Below are 16,664 nucleotides of genomic sequence, written 5' to 3'. Positions count from 1 at the left end.
GCTTGTAGCTTGTAGCTTGTAACTTGTAGCTTGCCGCTTGCCGCTCTCGCCATCAGGCGAGCCTGCAACGATCGAAGAACCGCTCCCGCCCCAGAATCATCAGCGCCGCGCGCTTGTGCGGGAAGTCGAACTCCTTCTCGCAATGGAAGCACTGGTCGTGCATGTAGCCGATCATCTTGCCATTGTCGGCACGCGGCTCGGCGACAACCCGCTGGGTACGCGGGTCATCCAGGAACAGGTAATGCACCAGCGCCGATAGCCAGCTGGCGACCTTGTGCGGGCCACGATGGCTCTGTTCCCCAACCAGCATGTGGATGCCGCGGTCGTAGTCATCAGCCGGGTAGAACGGTGCAATGCGATCCTCCTTGGCCCAGTAAGCCTCGAAATAGGCAAATGGCTGATCGTCGAAGCAGCCAATCAACGTCAGGGTATGCGGGTCGACCTCCAGCTTGGCCAGGTACTCGCGGTGCTGGGCAAGCGTGCCGCTTTCCTGCCAGAACGCCTCCACGCGCGGGTCGTTCTGCCAGCGGTTGAAGCGCTCCAGGTCATGCTCGATGTCCAGGGTGCGCAGCGACACCCAGCTACCCAGCCGCGCATCGAAGCGCCGATAGACCTCGCCACGGGGCTTGGGCGCCCGCCGCGGGTGGCGCTTGCCATTGCTGATCTGCATCTGCTGCGGGAAGGGGGCAGCCAGCGCCTCACCCAGCCAGGGCTGCGGCAATTGCCAGAACAGCGCGCGCTCGCACAGGTACTGGCCAGGCACATCGCCCACCAGCAGCAGGCCGCTGGCCAATGCCTGCGGCACCACCTCGGGCAGGTGCCAGACCAGGCACTGGCAGGCACTGTCACGGGACAACAGCCAATAGCAGGCCGCCCACAAGGCTTGATAAGGGCGCTCGGGGCACAGCTGCTCAAGGTGTACCTGCAAGGTTGGAGCCGCCTGCAGGCGCACCTGCGCCAGCGGGCGGCCCTCCAGGGTCAGGCTCAGCCTGTTGGCCCCCTCCTCGGCACTGAGGCTGCGCCAACGTGGCGGTGACTGTGGCTGCGAAGCGGCATCGAAGGGCATGGGTGGGTCTCGCGAAATGAACAAAGGGCTCACTGTCGAGAACGATGCCACGCGGCGGCAATTTAGTCCTCGGGCGCACTGACGGCGATGCGGTAAGGCTGGAAGATGCGCGCCAGCTCACCGCTATCACGCAAGCCTCTCAACAGTTCAGCGAACGACCGCTCGCCAATGGGCGCGGCGGGCCGCAGCAGCGCGTAGTGGTGGTAAACCTGATCGATGCGCTGCGATGCAACCAGTTGCGCACGGCTGGACGGGTTACGTGCCAGGAAGTCACTGAGGTAGGAGCGCGTGACCAGGGCAATGTCGGCGCGGCCCGCCTGCACCATCAGCAGGTTGCTGTCGTGTGAATAGGTCAACGTCGCATTGTAGGCCTTGCGCAGGTAGCGCGGGTCGGCGTTGAAACCGGCGAACGCATAGTGATAGCCGTTGAACAGGGCCAGGCGCTTGCCCTTCAGGTCATCGAAGTAATGCGGGGCGCGCCCGTCCACCTGGCGGGCCACGAACACTTCGGCATCTTCCAGGCCCATGTCCACCTGTTGATGGGGAATCTCCTTCCAGCCCCACTGCGGGTTCTCGAAAATGGCCATATCGGTACGGCCCTGCTGCAAGTCACTGAAACGCCGCTGGATGGAAGTGGGCACCAATACGAAGCGGTAGCGCTGCTGGGCACGGTTGAGCGCAGCGACCAACTGCGGCAACAAGCCGATATCGGCGCCCTGCTCGGGGCGCACCGTATACGGCGGGAAATGCGCGGCACCGACTTTCACCTCGATGGCGCCTGCCGCGCATGCCGGTACGGCCAACCAGTAAACAGCCAGCAACATGAGGGTGGACAAGGCCTTCAGGCCGGGCGCAAGGGTAAAGGCGGTCATTCATCACGGTTCATGCCTGGGTTCGCTTAAGCTAGGCGTTTTACCGGGGCGGCACAACTGCTGCCTCCGGCTTTCGTGCCCCTCGATACGCCATTGGCGGTGACAAAACGGGCGGCAAAATGCCACGAGGTGCCGGATGCGCCGAGTTTGGCTACGCTCTAGCAGGATCTGCAAGGGAGCCTGGTATGGGCCATTGGTTGGTGATCGACCTGGAGGCCACCACCGATGAGGGTGGGTGGCCGATCACGGAGATGGAAGTCATTGAAATCGGCGCGAGCCTGGTCACCCGCGAAGGCCGTGAGGTCGACCACTTCCAGCGTTTCGTGCGCCCGCGGCGGCGCCCGCAGCTGACCCCGTTCTGTCGCGAGCTGACCCACATCAGCCAGGCCGACGTCGATGCGGCCGCGCCGTTTCGCGAGGTATGGGCCAGCTTCGAGCACTGGCTCGGGCAGCATCGTGAACAGTTGCAGGCCTGGGTCAGTTGGGGCGACTACGACCGCCAGCAACTGCACCAGGAATGGCACCTGCACGGCCTGGACAGCCTGCTGCGCACGCTGGCGCACATCAACCTCAAGCAACGCTTTGCCAAGGCCCGCCACCTGCAGCGCCCTGCCGGCCTGAACGGCGCCCTGCAACTGGCTGGCATGCACTTTTGCGGGCAGCAGCACCGGGCCCTGGAAGATGCGCGCAATACAGCGCGGCTGCTGCCCTTGAGCCTGCCCGCCGACGGGCCCTGAAAGCAGATGACGAGGCCATTGGGCTTGGGCATACTGGCCAGCCCTTTTTCCTCCCCTTTTTCAGGAGACGCCCATGTTCCAGGTCAACGAGTACTTCAACGGCACCGTCAAGTCGATCGCCTTCACGGGCGAAGAAGGCCCGGCCACTGTCGGCGTGATGGCCCCGGGCGAATACGAGTTCGGCACCGCCAAGCGTGAAATCATGCACGTGGTGTCGGGTGCGTTGATCGTCAAGCTGCCAGGCAGCGACAACTGGGAAACCTTCAAGGCGGGCGACACGTTCAATGTACCGGCTGACAGCAAGTTCCAGCTGCAGGTGAAGGTCGACACCGCCTACCTGTGCGAGTACCGCGATTAATTGTTCGCTATTGGCACGCTCGTTGTAGGAGCGGCCTTGTGTCGCGAAAGGGCTGCGAAGCAGCCCCAGTTTTTAGCTTCGCCGCGTGAATTGCCGGGGCCGCTGCGCGGCCCTTTCGCGACACAAGGCCGCTCCTACAAGCGTATGCCTGCCAAAAAGCTGGCAACTCGCTGCGCAGCCGCCTGCAAATGCTGCTCATGGCTGAACCCCGAAGCCTTCAACGGCTTCAGGTCATGGTCCGCCGCCACTAGCCAGCTCACCTCGATCGCCGGCGACAACGCATACCCAGCCACCGCCTCCCGGTTGCCCAGCGCATCGCGCTCGCCCTGCACGATCAACGTCGGGGTTTTCAACCCGGCCAGGTGCTCCACGCGCGGCTTCTCGGGTTTGCCCACCGCGTAGAACGGGTAGCCCAGGCACACCAGCGCATCGGCGCCCAGTTCGTCGGCCAGCAGGCTGGCCATGCGCCCACCCATCGACTTGCCACCCACCGCCAGCTTGCCCGCGACCAAAGGTCGCACCTGCCGGTACACCTCGCGCCAGCTTTCCAGCAATACCTTCTGCGGGTTCGGCGGCCGCTTGCCACCGCCAACCCGGCGCTCGGCCATGTACGGGAACTCGAAGCGCAGCACCGCTACCCCAAGTGCCGCAAGCCTTTGCGCCATTTCGTCCATGAACCCGCTGTCCATCGGCGCACCGGCACCATGGGCCAGGATCAGGCAGCCCTTGTAACCCTCCCCGCCCTCGACCTGCGCAAGATCGCAGCGCAAGCCTGGAACATTTCCGACCTTCGCCCATTGATCCCCGTCAATACCGGCACTTTGCCCATTAATCATGCTTGCCTCGCTGTAAAGCCTGCCAAATAACCGTGGATGGGAACCCATACATGAACACAACCAGCAGTACCGCCTATAACTACAAGGTGGTCCGCCAATTCGCCATCATGACGGTGGTGTGGGGAATCGTCGGGATGGGGCTCGGCGTTTTCATCGCCGCCCAGCTTGCCTGGCCTGCCCTCAACTTCGACCTCCCCTGGACCAGCTTCGGCCGCCTGCGCCCACTGCACACCAATGCGGTGATCTTCGCCTTCGGCGGCTGCGCGCTGTTCGCCACCTCCTATTATTCGGTGCAACGCACCTGCCAGACCACCCTGTTCGCACCCGGCCTGGCCGCGTTCACCTTCTGGGGCTGGCAGCTGGTGATCCTGCTGGCGGCCATCAGCCTGCCATTGGGCTACACCAGCTCCAAGGAATACGCCGAGCTGGAATGGCCGATCGACATCCTGATCACCATCGTCTGGGTCTGCTACGCCATCGTGTTCTTCGGCACGCTGATCAAGCGCAACACCAAGCACATCTACGTGGGCAACTGGTTCTTCGGCGCGTTCATCCTGACGGTGGCCATGCTGCACATCGTCAACAACCTGGAACTGCCGGTCAGCCTGACCAAGTCGTACTCGGTCTATGCCGGTGCCACCGACGCCATGGTGCAGTGGTGGTATGGCCACAACGCGGTGGGCTTCTTCCTGACCGCGGGCTTCCTGGGGATGATGTACTACTACGTGCCCAAGCAGGCCGAACGCCCGGTGTATTCCTACCGCCTGTCGATCGTGCACTTCTGGGCGCTGATTACCCTGTACATCTGGGCCGGCCCGCACCACCTGCACTACACCGCCCTGCCTGACTGGGCGCAATCGCTGGGCATGGTGATGTCGCTGATCCTGCTGGCACCGAGCTGGGGTGGCATGATCAACGGCATGATGACCCTGTCGGGGGCCTGGCACAAACTGCGCAGCGACCCGATCCTGCGCTTTTTGGTGGTGTCGCTGGCGTTCTACGGCATGTCCACCTTCGAGGGCCCGATGATGGCCATCAAGACGGTCAACGCCCTTTCCCACTACACCGACTGGACCATCGGCCACGTGCACGCTGGCGCCCTGGGCTGGGTCGCGATGATCTCGATCGGCGCGCTGTACCACACCATCCCGAAAGTGTTCGGCAAGGAACGCATGTACAGCATCGGCCTGATCAACGCGCATTTCTGGCTGGCCACCATCGGCACCGTACTGTACATCGCCTCGATGTGGGTCAACGGCATTGCCCAGGGCCTGATGTGGCGCGCAGTGAACAGCGACGGCACGCTCACCTACTCGTTCGTGGAAACCCTGGTGGCCAGCCACCCAGGCTTCATCGTGCGCTTCGTCGGCGGTGCGATCTTCCTCAGCGGCATGTTCCTGATGGCCTGGAACACCTGGCGCACCGTGCGTTCGCCGGCGCTTGATGCTGCCCCTGCGAACGCCCAGCTGGCTTGAGGAGACCTGCCTGATGAAACATGAAGTCATCGAGAAAAACGTTGGCCTGCTGGCCCTGCTGATGGTGTTGGCCGTCAGTATCGGCGGCCTGACCCAGATCGTGCCGCTGTTCTTCCAGGACGTCACCAACAAGCCGGTCGAAGGCATGAAGCCTTACACCGCGCTGCAGCTCGAAGGCCGCGACATCTATATCCGCGAAGGCTGCGTGGGCTGCCATTCGCAGATGATCCGCCCATTCCGCGCCGAAACCGAACGCTACGGCCACTACTCGGTCGCCGGCGAGAGCGTGTGGGACCACCCGTTCCTGTGGGGCTCCAAGCGTACCGGCCCGGACCTGGCCCGGGTCGGCGGCCGCTACTCGGACGACTGGCACCGCGCGCACCTGTACAACCCGCGCAACGTGGTACCGGAGTCGAAGATGCCGGCGTACCCCTGGCTGGTCGCCCAACAGGTGGATAACAGCCACACCGACGTGAAGATGCGCACCCTGCGTACGCTCGGCGTGCCGTACACCGACGACGACATCGCCGGTGCCCGCGACGCGGTCAAGGGCAAGACCGAGATGGACGCGCTGGTGGCCTACCTGCAGGTGCTTGGCACCGCGATCAAGAACAAGAGGTGATTGCGATGGAAATGGACACCGGCATGATTCGCGGCCTCGGCACCCTGGTGGTGATGGTCGCCTTCATCGGCCTCTCCCTGTGGGTATTCAACCGCCGTCGCGACCGTGATTTCGCCGAGGCGCGCTTGCTGCCCTTCGTCGACGACCGCCTGCCCGCTGCCGGGCAGGAACCTGCTGCAAAAAGGAGTAACGGGCAATGACCACCTTCTGGAGTACGTATATCAGCGTACTGACCATCGGGAGCCTGATTGGCCTGACCTGGCTGTTGCTCGCCACCCGCAAGGGCCAGAGCCACAACCCCACCGACCAGACCATGGGCCACAGCTTCGACGGCATCGAGGAGTACGACAACCCCTTGCCCAAGTGGTGGTTCTGGCTGTTCGTCGGCACCCTGGTGTTCGCGGTCGGCTACCTGATCCTTTACCCGGGCCTGGGCAACTGGAAAGGCATTCTGCCGGGTTATGAAAATGGCTGGACCGGCGCCAACGAATGGCAAAAGGAAATGGACAAGGCCGATGCCCGCTTCGGGCCGATCTTCGCCAAGTACGCCGCCATGCCGGTGGAGGAAGTGGCCAAGGACCCGCAGGCGTTGAAAATGGGCGGGCGCCTGTTCGCCTCCAACTGTTCGGTCTGCCATGGCTCGGACGCCAAGGGCGCGTTCGGCTTCCCCAACCTCACCGACAAGGACTGGCGCTGGGGCGGTGATGCGCAGACCATCAAGGCGTCGATCATGAACGGCCGCCATGGTGTGATGCCGGCATGGGCCGAGGTGATTGGCGAGCAGGGCGTGGCCGACGTCGCCGCGTTCGTGCTGACCAGCATGGACGGCCGTAAACTGCCGGAAGGCGCCAAGGCCGACCCGGCCAAGGGCAAGGAGATCTTCGCCGGCAACTGCGTGGCCTGCCACGGGCCGGAAGGCAAAGGCACCCCGGCCATGGGCGCGCCCGACCTGACCCACCCACAGGCGTTCATCTATGGGTCGAGCTTTGCCCAGCTGCAACAGACCATCCGCTACGGTCGCCAAGGGCAGATGCCGGCGCAGGCCGAGATTCAGGGCAATGACAAAGTGCACCTGTTGGCGGCGTATGTGTACAGCCTGTCGCAGGATGGCGCGGCTGAAACTGTGACTTCCAAGTAATACCCCCGGGGCCGCTTTGCGGCCCATCGCGACGCAAGGCCGCTCCTGCAGGAGATCGCATTTTTTCTGTAGGCGCGGCCTTGTGTCGCGAAAGGGCTGCAGAGCAGCCCCAGCGCTCCCCCGCCCTACTCCCTCCCTTGCACCCCCTCCGAACAGAACTAAGCTTGTTGCCACAGTGGGCATCCTACGAAAGCACCGGCGCAGACGCCGCGCCTGGCCAGTGGCCGCCCCCAAAAAAAGCTTGACCGATCGATCAGAAAAAGGTGAAAAACGGTACACATTACAAATATTTATTTGTGTACAATCCACCTGACCCGAGCGCTGCGGGACATCAGTGAACGGGCCCGGACACGGGTCGGCGTACCAAAGTTGCGTTGCGGTAACCCGGAGGGTTATCAATACTGGCGCCGATTTTTCAACCAACAAGAACATCAAAACCGTGGAACCTTAGAATGAGCACAGCAATCAGTCCGACTGCTTATAACTATAAGGTCGTCCGCCAGTTCGCCATCATGACGGTGGTCTGGGGGATCCTTGGCATGGGCCTCGGCGTCTTCATCGCCTCGCAGCTGGTGTGGCCACAACTGAACCTGGACCTGCCCTGGACCAGCTTCGGGCGCTTGCGTCCGCTGCACACCAACCTGGTGATCTTCGCCTTCGGCGGCTGCGCGCTGTTCGGCACCAGCTACTACGTGGTGCAGCGCACCTGCCAGACGCGGCTGATTTCCGACAGCCTGGCCGCCTTCACCTTCTGGGGCTGGCAGGCGGTGATCGTCGGGGCGCTGATCACCCTGCCGATGGGCTACACCACCACCAAGGAATACGCCGAGCTGGAGTGGCCAATGGCGATTCTGCTGGCCATTGTCTGGGTCACCTACGGGGTGGTGTTCTTCGGCACCATCGTCAAGCGCAAGACCAAGCATATCTATGTCGGCAACTGGTTCTACGGTGCCTTCATCGTGGTCACCGCGATGCTGCACATCGTCAACCACATCTCCCTGCCGGTCAGCCTGTTCAAGTCGTACTCGGCCTACTCCGGCGCCACCGATGCGATGATCCAGTGGTGGTACGGGCACAACGCCGTGGGCTTTTTCCTGACCACCGGCTTCCTGGGCATGATGTACTACTTCGTGCCCAAGCAGGCCGAGCGGCCGATCTACTCGTACCGCCTGTCGATCGTGCACTTCTGGGCGCTGATCACCCTGTACATCTGGGCCGGCCCGCACCACCTGCACTACACCGCCCTGCCCGACTGGGCGCAGTCGCTGGGTATGGTGATGTCGATCATCCTTCTGGCGCCAAGCTGGGGCGGCATGATCAACGGCATGATGACCCTGTCGGGCGCCTGGCACAAACTGCGTACCGACCCGATCCTGCGCTTTCTGGTGGTGTCGCTGGCGTTCTACGGCATGTCCACCTTCGAAGGCCCGATGATGGCCATCAAGACCGTTAACTCGCTGTCGCACTACACCGACTGGACCATCGGCCACGTCCACGCAGGCGCCCTCGGCTGGGTCGCCATGATTTCGATCGGCGCCGTGTACCACATGATCCCGCGCCTGTATGGCCGCGTGCAGATGCACAGCGTTGGCCTGATCAACGCGCACTTCTGGCTGGCCACCATCGGCACCGTGCTGTACATCGCCTCGATGTGGGTCAACGGCATCACCCAGGGCCTGATGTGGCGTGCCATCAACGATGACGGCACCCTCACCTACTCGTTCGTCGAGGCACTGCAAGCCAGCCACCCGGGCTACATCGTGCGTGCCCTGGGCGGTGCGTTCTTCGCCAGCGGCATGCTGCTGATGGCCTACAACGTGTTGCGTACCGTGCGTGCCGCCAACCCGGCACAGGCTGAAGAAGCCGCCAAGATCGTCGTTGTGGGAGCGCACTGATGAAGCATGAAGCCGTCGAGAAGAACATTGGCCTGCTGGCCTTCTTCATGGTCATCGCGGTAAGCGTCGGTGGCCTGACCCAGATCGTCCCGCTGTTTTTCCAGGACGTGACCAACAAGCCGGTCGAGGGCATGAAGCCGCGTACCGCCCTGGAGCTGGAAGGCCGCGACATCTATATCCGCGAAGGTTGCGTGGGCTGCCACTCGCAGATGATCCGCCCGTTCCGCGCCGAAACCGAGCGCTACGGGCACTACTCGGTCGCCGGCGAGAGCGTGTGGGACCACCCGTTCCTGTGGGGCTCCAAACGCACCGGGCCGGATCTGGCACGGGTCGGTGGCCGCTACTCCGATGACTGGCACCGCGCGCACCTGTACAACCCGCGCAACGTGGTGCCGGAATCGAAGATGCCGGCCTACCCCTGGCTGGTCGAGAACACGCTCGACGGCAAGGACACCGCGAAGAAGATGGAGGTGCTGCGCACACTCGGCACACCGTACACCGACGCCGACATCGCCGGCGCCCGTGACGCGGTCAAGGGCAAGACCGAAATGGACGCCCTCGTGGCGTACCTGCAGGGTCTTGGCACCATCATCAAGAGCAAACGGTGACGCTGATGGATATCGGGATGATTCGCGGCCTGGGTACCGTCGTGGTGATGGTGGCGTTCGTGGGCCTGGCGCTGTGGGTGTTCAACCCACGGCGCAAGAAGGACTTCGACGAAGCCACCCAACTGCCCTTCGCCGATGACCCCGAGGCCAAACGGCACGTCGAGCAAGCAAAAGCTTCTGGGAGCAAACAACAATGACAACCTTCTGGAGTCTGTACGTTACCGTCCTGACCCTGGGCACCATCTTCTCGTTGACCTGGCTGCTGCTGTCGACCCGCAAGGGCCAGCGCGAAGAGGTGACCGACGAAACCGTCGGGCACGCCTTCGATGGTATCGAGGAGTACGACAACCCACTGCCGAAATGGTGGTTCTGGCTGTTCGTCGGCACCATCGTCTTCGCCCTCGGCTACCTGGTGCTGTACCCGGGGCTGGGCAACTGGAAAGGCATGCTGCCGGGTTATTCGTACCTGGACAACGACAAACAGACCGAGTTTTCCAACGGCCAGCAGGGCTGGACCGGCGTGCACGAGTGGGAGAAGGAAATGGCCAAGGCCCAGGCGCGCTTCGGCCCGATCTACGCCAAGTTCGCCGCCATGCCTATCGAGGAAGTGGCCAAAGACCCACAGGCGCTGAAAATGGGCGCACGCCTGTTCGCCTCCAACTGCTCGGTATGCCATGGCTCCGACGCCAAGGGCGCCTTCGGTTTCCCCAACCTGACCGACAATGACTGGCGCTGGGGCGGCGAGCCGGAAACCATCAAGGCCACCATCATGGGCGGCCGCCACGGTGTGATGCCGGCATGGGCCGAAGTGATCGGTGACCAAGGTGTGGCCGACGTCGCGGCATTCGTGGTCAGCAAGCTCGATGGCCGTACCCTGCCGCAAGGGGTCAAGGCCGATGTGCAGAATGGGCAGAAGATCTTCGCCGCCAACTGCGTGGCCTGCCACGGGCCGGAAGGCAAAGGCACGCCAGCCATGGGGGCACCGAACCTGACCCACCCGCAGGCGTTCATCTACGGCTCCAGCTTTGCCCAGTTGCAGCAGACCATCCGCTATGGCCGCCAAGGGCAGATGCCGGCCCAGGAACAGTTGCAGGGCAACGACAAGGTGCACTTGCTGGCGGCTTATGTGTACAGCCTGTCGCAGCAGGCTGAGCCGGCCAAGGCCGAGTAAGGCAGGCCTGGCCTCTTCGCGGGCTCGCCCGCTCCCACACCCTCAAGGCTGATGAGGGACCTGTGGGAGCGGGCAAGCCAGCGAAAAGGCCGGCACAACCAAGCATTTCTCGCAGGCTGATGACCTGGATCAATTGACACCCGCCATAACACGATTCACACCGCGAACCCAACGCGACTAAAGGTCGCAGTGCGACCCCGGGCCGCCCATAGCGGCGTATCATGAACCGCAGAGCGCTAGCAGATTGCGCGAGACTGCGGCCGGCACGCACTGGCCGCGGCATTTTTCCACTGCCGTGGGACTTGATGATGAGCAAGCAAATTCCGGTACATGATGTAACCCCGCCTGCCACGAAAGGGAAGGACTCCGTCGACCTCTACGCGTCCCGCGAAAAAATCTATACCCGCGCCTTCACCGGCCTGTTCCGGCGTTTGCGCATGGTTGGCGGTGCCGCGCTGTTCCTGCTGTACTTCGGCACGGTATGGCTGAACTGGGGTGGCCACCAGGCGGTGTGGTGGAACCTGCCCGAGCGCAAGTTCTATATCTTCGGTGCCACCATCTGGCCGCAGGACTTCATCCTGCTGTCAGGCATCCTCATCGTCGCCGCCTTCGGCCTGTTCTTCATCACCGTGTTCGCAGGCCGGGTCTGGTGTGGCTACACCTGCCCGCAAAGCGTGTGGACGTGGATCTTCATGTGGTGTGAAAAAGTCACCGAGGGCGACCGCAACCAGCGCATCAAACTGGACAAGGCGCCCATGAGCGCCAACAAGTTCCTGCGCAAGTTCAGCAAGCACAGCCTGTGGCTGCTGATCGGTTTCGTCACCGGCATGACCTTCGTCGGCTACTTCTCGCCGATCCGTGAACTGGTGATCGAGTTCTTCACCGGCCAGGCCGATGGCTGGGCCTATTTCTGGGTCGGCTTCTTCACCCTCGCCACCTACGGCAACGCCGGTTGGCTGCGCGAGCAGGTGTGTGTGTACATGTGCCCCTACGCCCGCTTCCAGAGCGTGATGTTCGACAAGGACACACTGATCGTCTCCTATGACCCGCGCCGCGGCGAAACCCGGGGCCCGCGCAAGAAAGGCGCGGATTACAAGGCCCAAGGCCTGGGCGACTGCATTGACTGCACCTTGTGCGTGCAGGTCTGCCCGACCGGCATCGACATCCGCGACGGCCTGCAGATCGAATGCATCGGCTGCGCCGCCTGCATCGATGCCTGCGACGGCATCATGGACAAGATGAACTATCCCAAAGGGCTGATCAGCTACACCACCGAGCACAACCTCTCCGGGCAGAAAACCCACCTGTTGCGGCCCCGCCTGATCGGCTACGCGCTGGTGCTGCTGGTGATGATCATCGGCCTGGCCACGGCCTTCGCCACCCGCTCGCTGGTCGGTTTCGACGTCAGCAAGGACCGTGTGCTGTACCGCGAAAATGCCCAGGGCCGGATCGAGAACGTGTACAGCCTGAAGGTCATGAACAAGGACCAGCGTGACCATGTGTATGTGCTGGACGCCACTGGCCTGCCAGACCTCACGCTCGAAGGCCAACGCGAGATCCGCGTGGCCGCCGGGGATATCGTCAGCCTGCCGGTGCAGCTGTCGGTGGCGCCGGAAAAACTGCCATCGACCACCAACGAAATCACCTTCATCCTCAAAAGCGCCGACGACAGCAGCGCGCAGGTTGAAGCCAAGAGCCGCTTCATCGGCCCACAGATCCGCTAAGAGAGATAACCCACAATGCCTGCCACCGCCGCCGACCCTTGGTACAAGCACCTCTGGCCCTGGATCATCATTGCGATCCTCACCACCTCGGTGTGCCTGAGCCTCAGCATGGTCAGCATCGCCGTGAACAACCCGGACAACCTGGTGAACGACAATTACTACGAGGCGGGCAAGGGCATCAACCGCTCACTGGACCGCGAACTGCTGGCACAGAAGCTGCGCCTCCAGGCCAGTGTGCACCTGGATGACCTGACCGGCGAAGTGGACCTGCGCCTGGCCGGCAACAGCAACCCGCAGAACCTGGAACTGAACCTGATATCGCCCACCCAGCCGGAAAAGGACCGCAAGGTGCTGCTGAGCCGGGTCGAGGCCGGGCGTTACGTGGGGCAGCTGCAAGACAAGGTTGACGGGCGGCGTTTCGTTGAGCTGCTGGGCAGTGAAGGTGGCCAGGTGTGGCGGCTGTTCGAGGAGGAGAAGGTCGAGCATGGCGTGACCTTGCAGCTTGGTGATGAAGCCATCCAAGGCGCCGAGCACCTGTAGGAGCGGCCTTGTGTCGCGAAAGGGCTGCGCAGCAGCCCCTGCAACCTATGCTGCGAAGCTAAGATCGTGGGGCCGCTTCGCGCCCCTTTCGCGACACAAGGCCGCTCCTACAGGGAAGCGCGCCAACCGGCCGCTATGTGTAAGGCAATGATGTGATGACCCAACCCATTCCCTGCTACCACTGCGCCCTGCCCGTTCCGGCCGGCAGCCGCTTTACCGCCGTGGTGCTCGGCGAGCCCCGCGAGTTCTGCTGCCCCGGCTGCCAGGCAGTGGCCGAGGCGATCGTGGCCGGCGGCCTGGAACACTACTACCAGCACCGCAGCGACAACAGCGCCAACCCCGAAGCGTTGCCCAGGCAGTTGCAGGACGAACTGGCCCTGTACGACCGCAGTGACGTGCAGCAAACCTTCGTCCACCACCTGGGCGACCTGGCCGAGGCCACCTTGCTGATCGAAGGTATCAGCTGTGCGGCGTGTGGCTGGCTGATCGAAAAACACCTGCGCAACCTGCCCGGCGTCGCCGAGGCGCGCCTTAACCTGTCCAACCACCGCCTGCTGGTTGCCTGGGATGCCTCGCAGCTGCCACTGTCGCGCCTGCTGGCCGAACTGCGCCAGATCGGTTACGCCGCCCACCCCTATCAACCCGACCAGGCCGCCGAGCAGTTGGCCCGGGAAAACCGCAGTGCCCTGCGGCGCCTGGGCGTTGCCGGGTTGTTGTGGTTCCAGGCAATGATGGCGACCATGGCCACCTGGCCGGAATTCAACATCGACCTGTCGCCCGAGCTGCATACCATCCTGCGTTGGGTGGCGCTGTTCCTGACGATCCCCATCGTGTTCTACAGCTGCGCACCGTTCTTCAAAGGCGCCGCCCGCGACCTGCGCACCCGCCACCTGACCATGGATGTTTCGGTGTCACTGGCCATTGGCCTGGCCTTCGGTGCCGGCATCTGGACAGCCATCACTGGCAGCGGCGAGCTGTATTTCGACACCGTGGGCATGTTCGCCCTGTTCCTGTTGACCGGCCGCTACCTGGAACGCCGCGCCCGCGAGCGCACCGCAGCGGCCACGGCGCAACTGGTAAACTTGCTGCCGGCTTCGTGCCTGCGCCTGGACAGCCAAGGCCGCAGCGGGCGCATTCTGCTCAGTGAACTGCAATGCGGCGACACCGTACAGGTGCTGCCCGGCGCGGTGATTCCCGCCGACGGGCGCATCGTCGAAGGCCGCTCCAGCGTCGACGAATCGCTGCTCACCGGTGAATACCTGCCACAGCAGCGGCGGGTGGGGGACCGGGTCACCGGCGGCACCTTGAACGTGGAAAGCACGCTGAACATAGAAGTCCAGGCCCTGGGCCACGACTCGCGGCTGTCGGCCATCGTCCGCCTGCTGGAGCGTGCGCAGACGGAAAAACCACGCCTGGCAGAAATTGCCGACCGCGCCTCGCAGGGGTTCCTGCTGTTCTCGCTGCTGGCCGCAGTGGCCATCGGCCTGTGGTGGTGGTACCTGGAGCCGGCCCGGGCGTTCTGGATCGTGCTGGCCATGCTGGTGGCGACGTGCCCTTGTGCGCTGTCGCTGGCCACCCCCACCGCACTCACTGCAGCCACCGGCACCCTGCATAAACTTGGCCTGCTGGTGACCCGTGGCCATGTGCTGGAAGGCCTGAACCAGATCGATACGGTGATTTTTGACAAGACCGGCACGCTGACCGAAGGCAGGCTGACCTTGCGCAGCATTCGCCCACTCGGCAGCCACCCCGCGGACCGTTGCCTGGCGCTGGCGGCGGCATTGGAGAACCGCTCGGAGCACCCCATCGCCCGCGCGTTCGGGCGCGCGGCCACACCTGCTGAAGAGGTGCAGACTGTGCCCGGCCTGGGCCTGGAAGGGCTGGTCGATGGCCAGCGCCTGCGCATTGGCCAGGCCAGCTTCGTCTGCGCCTTGAGCGGCGCGCAAGTACCTGCGGTGCCCGAGCCTCGCGGCCAGTGGCTGCTGCTGGGCGACCGCCAGGGGCCATTGGCCTGGTTCGGCCTGGACGACCGCTTGCGCGATGATGCACCGGCCCTGCTGTCTGCCTGCAAAGCGCGGGGCTGGCGCACCCTGCTGCTGTCTGGCGACAGTTCGCCGATGGTCGCGGAAGTCGCCGCGCAACTGGGCATCGACCACGCCATTGGCGGCCTGCGCCCGGACGACAAACTGGAGCGCCTCAAAGCCTTGCAGGCCGAAGGGCGCAAGGTGCTGATGCTGGGCGACGGGGTCAACGATGTGCCGGTGCTGGCCGCCGCGGACATCAGCATCGCCATGGGCAGCGCCACCGACCTGGCCAAGACCTGCGCCGACGCGGTGCTGCTGTCCAACCGCCTGAGCGCGCTGGTGCAGGCGCTGGAACTGGCGCGCCGCACCCGCCGCAACATCCTCGAGAACCTGCTGTGGGCAACCCTGTATAATGGCCTGATGTTGCCGTTCGCCGCCCTCGGCTGGGTCACCCCGGTGTGGGCTGCTGTCGGCATGTCGGTGAGCTCACTGATCGTGGTGCTCAATGCCCTGCGCCTGACCCGCGCGCCAGTCAGTGCGGGGCTGCCCGCGATGGATGCCGCGCAACCCGCCAGGAGTACGCCATGCCCGCCCTCTATGTCATGATCCCCGCAGCCCTGCTGCTGGTCGGCGTGGCCGTGTACATCTTCTTCTGGGCCGTGGACAGCGGCCAGTACGATGACCTCGACGGCCCGGCGCACAGCATTCTGTTCGACGACCAGGACCCTCGTCACCAGGCGGCGGTCAAACCCGACGACACGCCGGGCAACGCCGACAAGGACTTGCCACCCCGTGCCTGACCTGCTTCCCCTGCTGGGCTCGGCGCTGGTGCTCGGCTTGCTCGGTGGCGGCCACTGCCTGGGCATGTGCGGCGGCCTGATGGGTGCGCTGACCTTGGCCATCCCCCCTGAACAACGCGGCAGGCGCCTGCGCCTGCTGCTGGCGTACAACCTGGGGCGCATCTTCAGCTATGCCTGCGCCGGGTTGCTGCTGGGCCTGGCCGGCTGGGCCGTGGCCAGCAGCCCGGCCGCCCTGGCCCTGCGGGTCCTGGCCGCCTTGCTGTTGATTGCCATGGGCCTGTACCTGGCCGGCTGGTGGAGCGGGCTGACGCGTATCGAGGTGCTAGGCCGCGGCGTGTGGCGGCATATCCAGCCGCTGGCGTCGCGCTTGCTGCCGGTGTCCAGCCTGCCCCGTGCGTTGCTGCTGGGGGCCTTGTGGGGGTGGTTGCCATGCGGGTTGGTGTACAGCACGTTGTTATGGGCGGCCAGCCAGGGCCATGCCGGCTACAGCGCGGCGTTGATGCTGGCGTTCGGGGTGGGCACCTGGCCGGTGCTGCTGGCGACCGGCTTGGCGGCAGAGCGGGTAAACACTTTGTTGAAACGGCGCAGTGTGCGGGTGGCTGGCGGGGTGCTGGTGATGCTGTTTGGTATCTGGACCATGCCCGGGCCGCACCAGCATTGGCTGATGGGGCATTGAGGGCTGCAAGCTGCAAGCTGCAAGCTGCAAGCTGCAAGCTACAAGCTACAAGCTACAAGCTACAAGCTACAAGCTACAAGCTACAAGCAAAAGCAGATCTGCTTTCGACTTTCGACTTTCGA

General features: G+C 64.0%; 18 protein-coding genes. 15 read left to right on the top strand and 3 right to left on the bottom strand.

The genetic code is table 11. The annotated features are described in order from the left end of the window. Positions 1-52: 52 nt before the first annotated feature. Both B3361_RS17020 and B3361_RS17015 read right to left on the bottom strand, forming a co-directional pair. The gene (locus B3361_RS17020) at positions 53-1,066 is read right to left on the bottom strand and encodes a GNAT family N-acetyltransferase (RefSeq protein ID WP_054882193.1); all 1,014 of its coding nucleotides are present in this window, start codon (positions 1,064-1,066) and stop codon (positions 53-55) included. A 62-nt stretch (positions 1,067-1,128) separates the two neighbouring features. Beyond that, on the bottom strand, positions 1,129-1,938 hold the full coding sequence (locus B3361_RS17015) for a substrate-binding periplasmic protein (RefSeq protein ID WP_154211617.1): 810 nt from the start codon (positions 1,936-1,938) through the stop codon (positions 1,129-1,131). A gap of 185 nt (positions 1,939-2,123) precedes the next feature. On the opposite strand from B3361_RS17015, the gene B3361_RS17010 reads away from it, so the two are divergent. Next, positions 2,124-2,675, top strand: coding sequence for an exonuclease domain-containing protein (locus B3361_RS17010; protein ID WP_054905799.1), 552 nt, complete (start codon positions 2,124-2,126; stop codon positions 2,673-2,675). Positions 2,676-2,748: 73 nt separating this feature from the next. Further along, positions 2,749-3,033 carry a pyrimidine/purine nucleoside phosphorylase gene (locus B3361_RS17005; RefSeq protein ID WP_009684816.1) on the top strand — a complete coding sequence of 95 codons (285 nt, stop codon included), beginning with the start codon at positions 2,749-2,751 and terminating at the stop codon, positions 3,031-3,033. A gap of 134 nt (positions 3,034-3,167) precedes the next feature. Here the strand turns inward: B3361_RS17005 and B3361_RS17000 are convergent, their stop codons facing one another. Further along, positions 3,168-3,869 (bottom strand): alpha/beta family hydrolase, encoded by a 702-nt coding sequence (locus B3361_RS17000; RefSeq protein WP_054890392.1) that lies wholly within the window; start codon positions 3,867-3,869, stop codon positions 3,168-3,170. A 50-nt stretch (positions 3,870-3,919) separates the two neighbouring features. Here B3361_RS17000 and ccoN (B3361_RS16995) point away from each other — a divergent pair, with 50 nt between their 5' ends. The 13 genes from ccoN (B3361_RS16995) (at position 3,920) to B3361_RS16935 (ending at position 16,542) form a co-directional block, all read left to right on the top strand. Beyond that, positions 3,920-5,344, top strand: a complete 1,425-nt coding sequence (gene ccoN / locus B3361_RS16995; protein ID WP_029885688.1) for a cytochrome-c oxidase, cbb3-type subunit I — start codon at positions 3,920-3,922, stop codon at positions 5,342-5,344. 13 nt (positions 5,345-5,357) lie between these two features. Then, a complete protein-coding gene (gene ccoO / locus B3361_RS16990; protein ID WP_009683894.1) occupies positions 5,358-5,966 on the top strand; it encodes a cytochrome-c oxidase, cbb3-type subunit II in 609 nt (202 codons plus the stop codon). A gap of 5 nt (positions 5,967-5,971) precedes the next feature. Further along, positions 5,972-6,166 (top strand): cbb3-type cytochrome oxidase subunit 3, encoded by a 195-nt coding sequence (locus B3361_RS16985; RefSeq protein ID WP_009683895.1) that lies wholly within the window; start codon positions 5,972-5,974, stop codon positions 6,164-6,166. After that, entirely contained in the window at positions 6,163-7,104 is a 942-nt protein-coding gene (gene ccoP, locus B3361_RS16980) for a cytochrome-c oxidase, cbb3-type subunit III (RefSeq protein WP_009683896.1), read from the top strand. The genes B3361_RS16985 and ccoP (B3361_RS16980) overlap by 4 nt, the downstream gene beginning before the upstream one ends. Before the next feature lie 452 nt (positions 7,105-7,556). Continuing rightward, entirely contained in the window at positions 7,557-8,999 is a 1,443-nt protein-coding gene (ccoN, locus tag B3361_RS16975; protein ID WP_054905801.1) for a cytochrome-c oxidase, cbb3-type subunit I, read from the top strand. Further along, positions 8,999-9,607: a cytochrome-c oxidase, cbb3-type subunit II gene (gene ccoO / locus B3361_RS16970; RefSeq protein WP_009683898.1), complete on the top strand. Its 609-nt coding sequence runs from the start codon at positions 8,999-9,001 to the stop codon at positions 9,605-9,607. Before ccoN (B3361_RS16975) ends, ccoO (B3361_RS16970) begins: the two co-directional genes overlap by 1 nt. A 5-nt stretch (positions 9,608-9,612) precedes the next feature. After that, on the top strand, positions 9,613-9,804 hold the full coding sequence (locus B3361_RS16965; RefSeq protein WP_009683899.1) for a CcoQ/FixQ family Cbb3-type cytochrome c oxidase assembly chaperone: 192 nt from the start codon (positions 9,613-9,615) through the stop codon (positions 9,802-9,804). Beyond that, the gene (gene ccoP / locus B3361_RS16960; protein ID WP_054905802.1) at positions 9,801-10,778 is read left to right on the top strand and encodes a cytochrome-c oxidase, cbb3-type subunit III; all 978 of its coding nucleotides are present in this window, start codon (positions 9,801-9,803) and stop codon (positions 10,776-10,778) included. The genes B3361_RS16965 and ccoP (B3361_RS16960) overlap by 4 nt, the downstream gene beginning before the upstream one ends. A gap of 308 nt (positions 10,779-11,086) precedes the next feature. Beyond that, on the top strand, positions 11,087-12,502 hold the full coding sequence (ccoG, locus tag B3361_RS16955) for a cytochrome c oxidase accessory protein CcoG (RefSeq protein ID WP_054881976.1): 1,416 nt from the start codon (positions 11,087-11,089) through the stop codon (positions 12,500-12,502). A 15-nt stretch (positions 12,503-12,517) separates the two neighbouring features. Then, positions 12,518-13,042 (top strand): FixH family protein, encoded by a 525-nt coding sequence (locus tag B3361_RS16950; RefSeq protein WP_054881975.1) that lies wholly within the window; start codon positions 12,518-12,520, stop codon positions 13,040-13,042. Positions 13,043-13,197: 155 nt separating this feature from the next. Next, positions 13,198-15,672 (top strand): heavy metal translocating P-type ATPase, encoded by a 2,475-nt coding sequence (locus B3361_RS16945; RefSeq protein ID WP_054905803.1) that lies wholly within the window; start codon positions 13,198-13,200, stop codon positions 15,670-15,672. Beyond that, the gene (gene ccoS / locus B3361_RS16940; protein WP_054881973.1) at positions 15,651-15,866 is read left to right on the top strand and encodes a cbb3-type cytochrome oxidase assembly protein CcoS; all 216 of its coding nucleotides are present in this window, start codon (positions 15,651-15,653) and stop codon (positions 15,864-15,866) included. The genes B3361_RS16945 and ccoS overlap by 22 nt, the downstream gene beginning before the upstream one ends. Beyond that, positions 15,859-16,542 carry a sulfite exporter TauE/SafE family protein gene (locus B3361_RS16935; protein WP_054881972.1) on the top strand — a complete coding sequence of 228 codons (684 nt, stop codon included), beginning with the start codon at positions 15,859-15,861 and terminating at the stop codon, positions 16,540-16,542. The genes ccoS and B3361_RS16935 overlap by 8 nt, the downstream gene beginning before the upstream one ends. The last annotated feature ends 122 nt before the right edge of the window (positions 16,543-16,664 follow it).

The organism is Pseudomonas sp. UBA6699 (assembly GCF_002454615.1).
In the GTDB taxonomy this organism is placed as follows: domain Bacteria; phylum Pseudomonadota; class Gammaproteobacteria; order Pseudomonadales; family Pseudomonadaceae; genus Aquipseudomonas; species Aquipseudomonas juntendi.
Note: the sequence above shows the minus strand (reverse complement) of the source record. Positions and strands in the feature narration are given on the sequence as shown.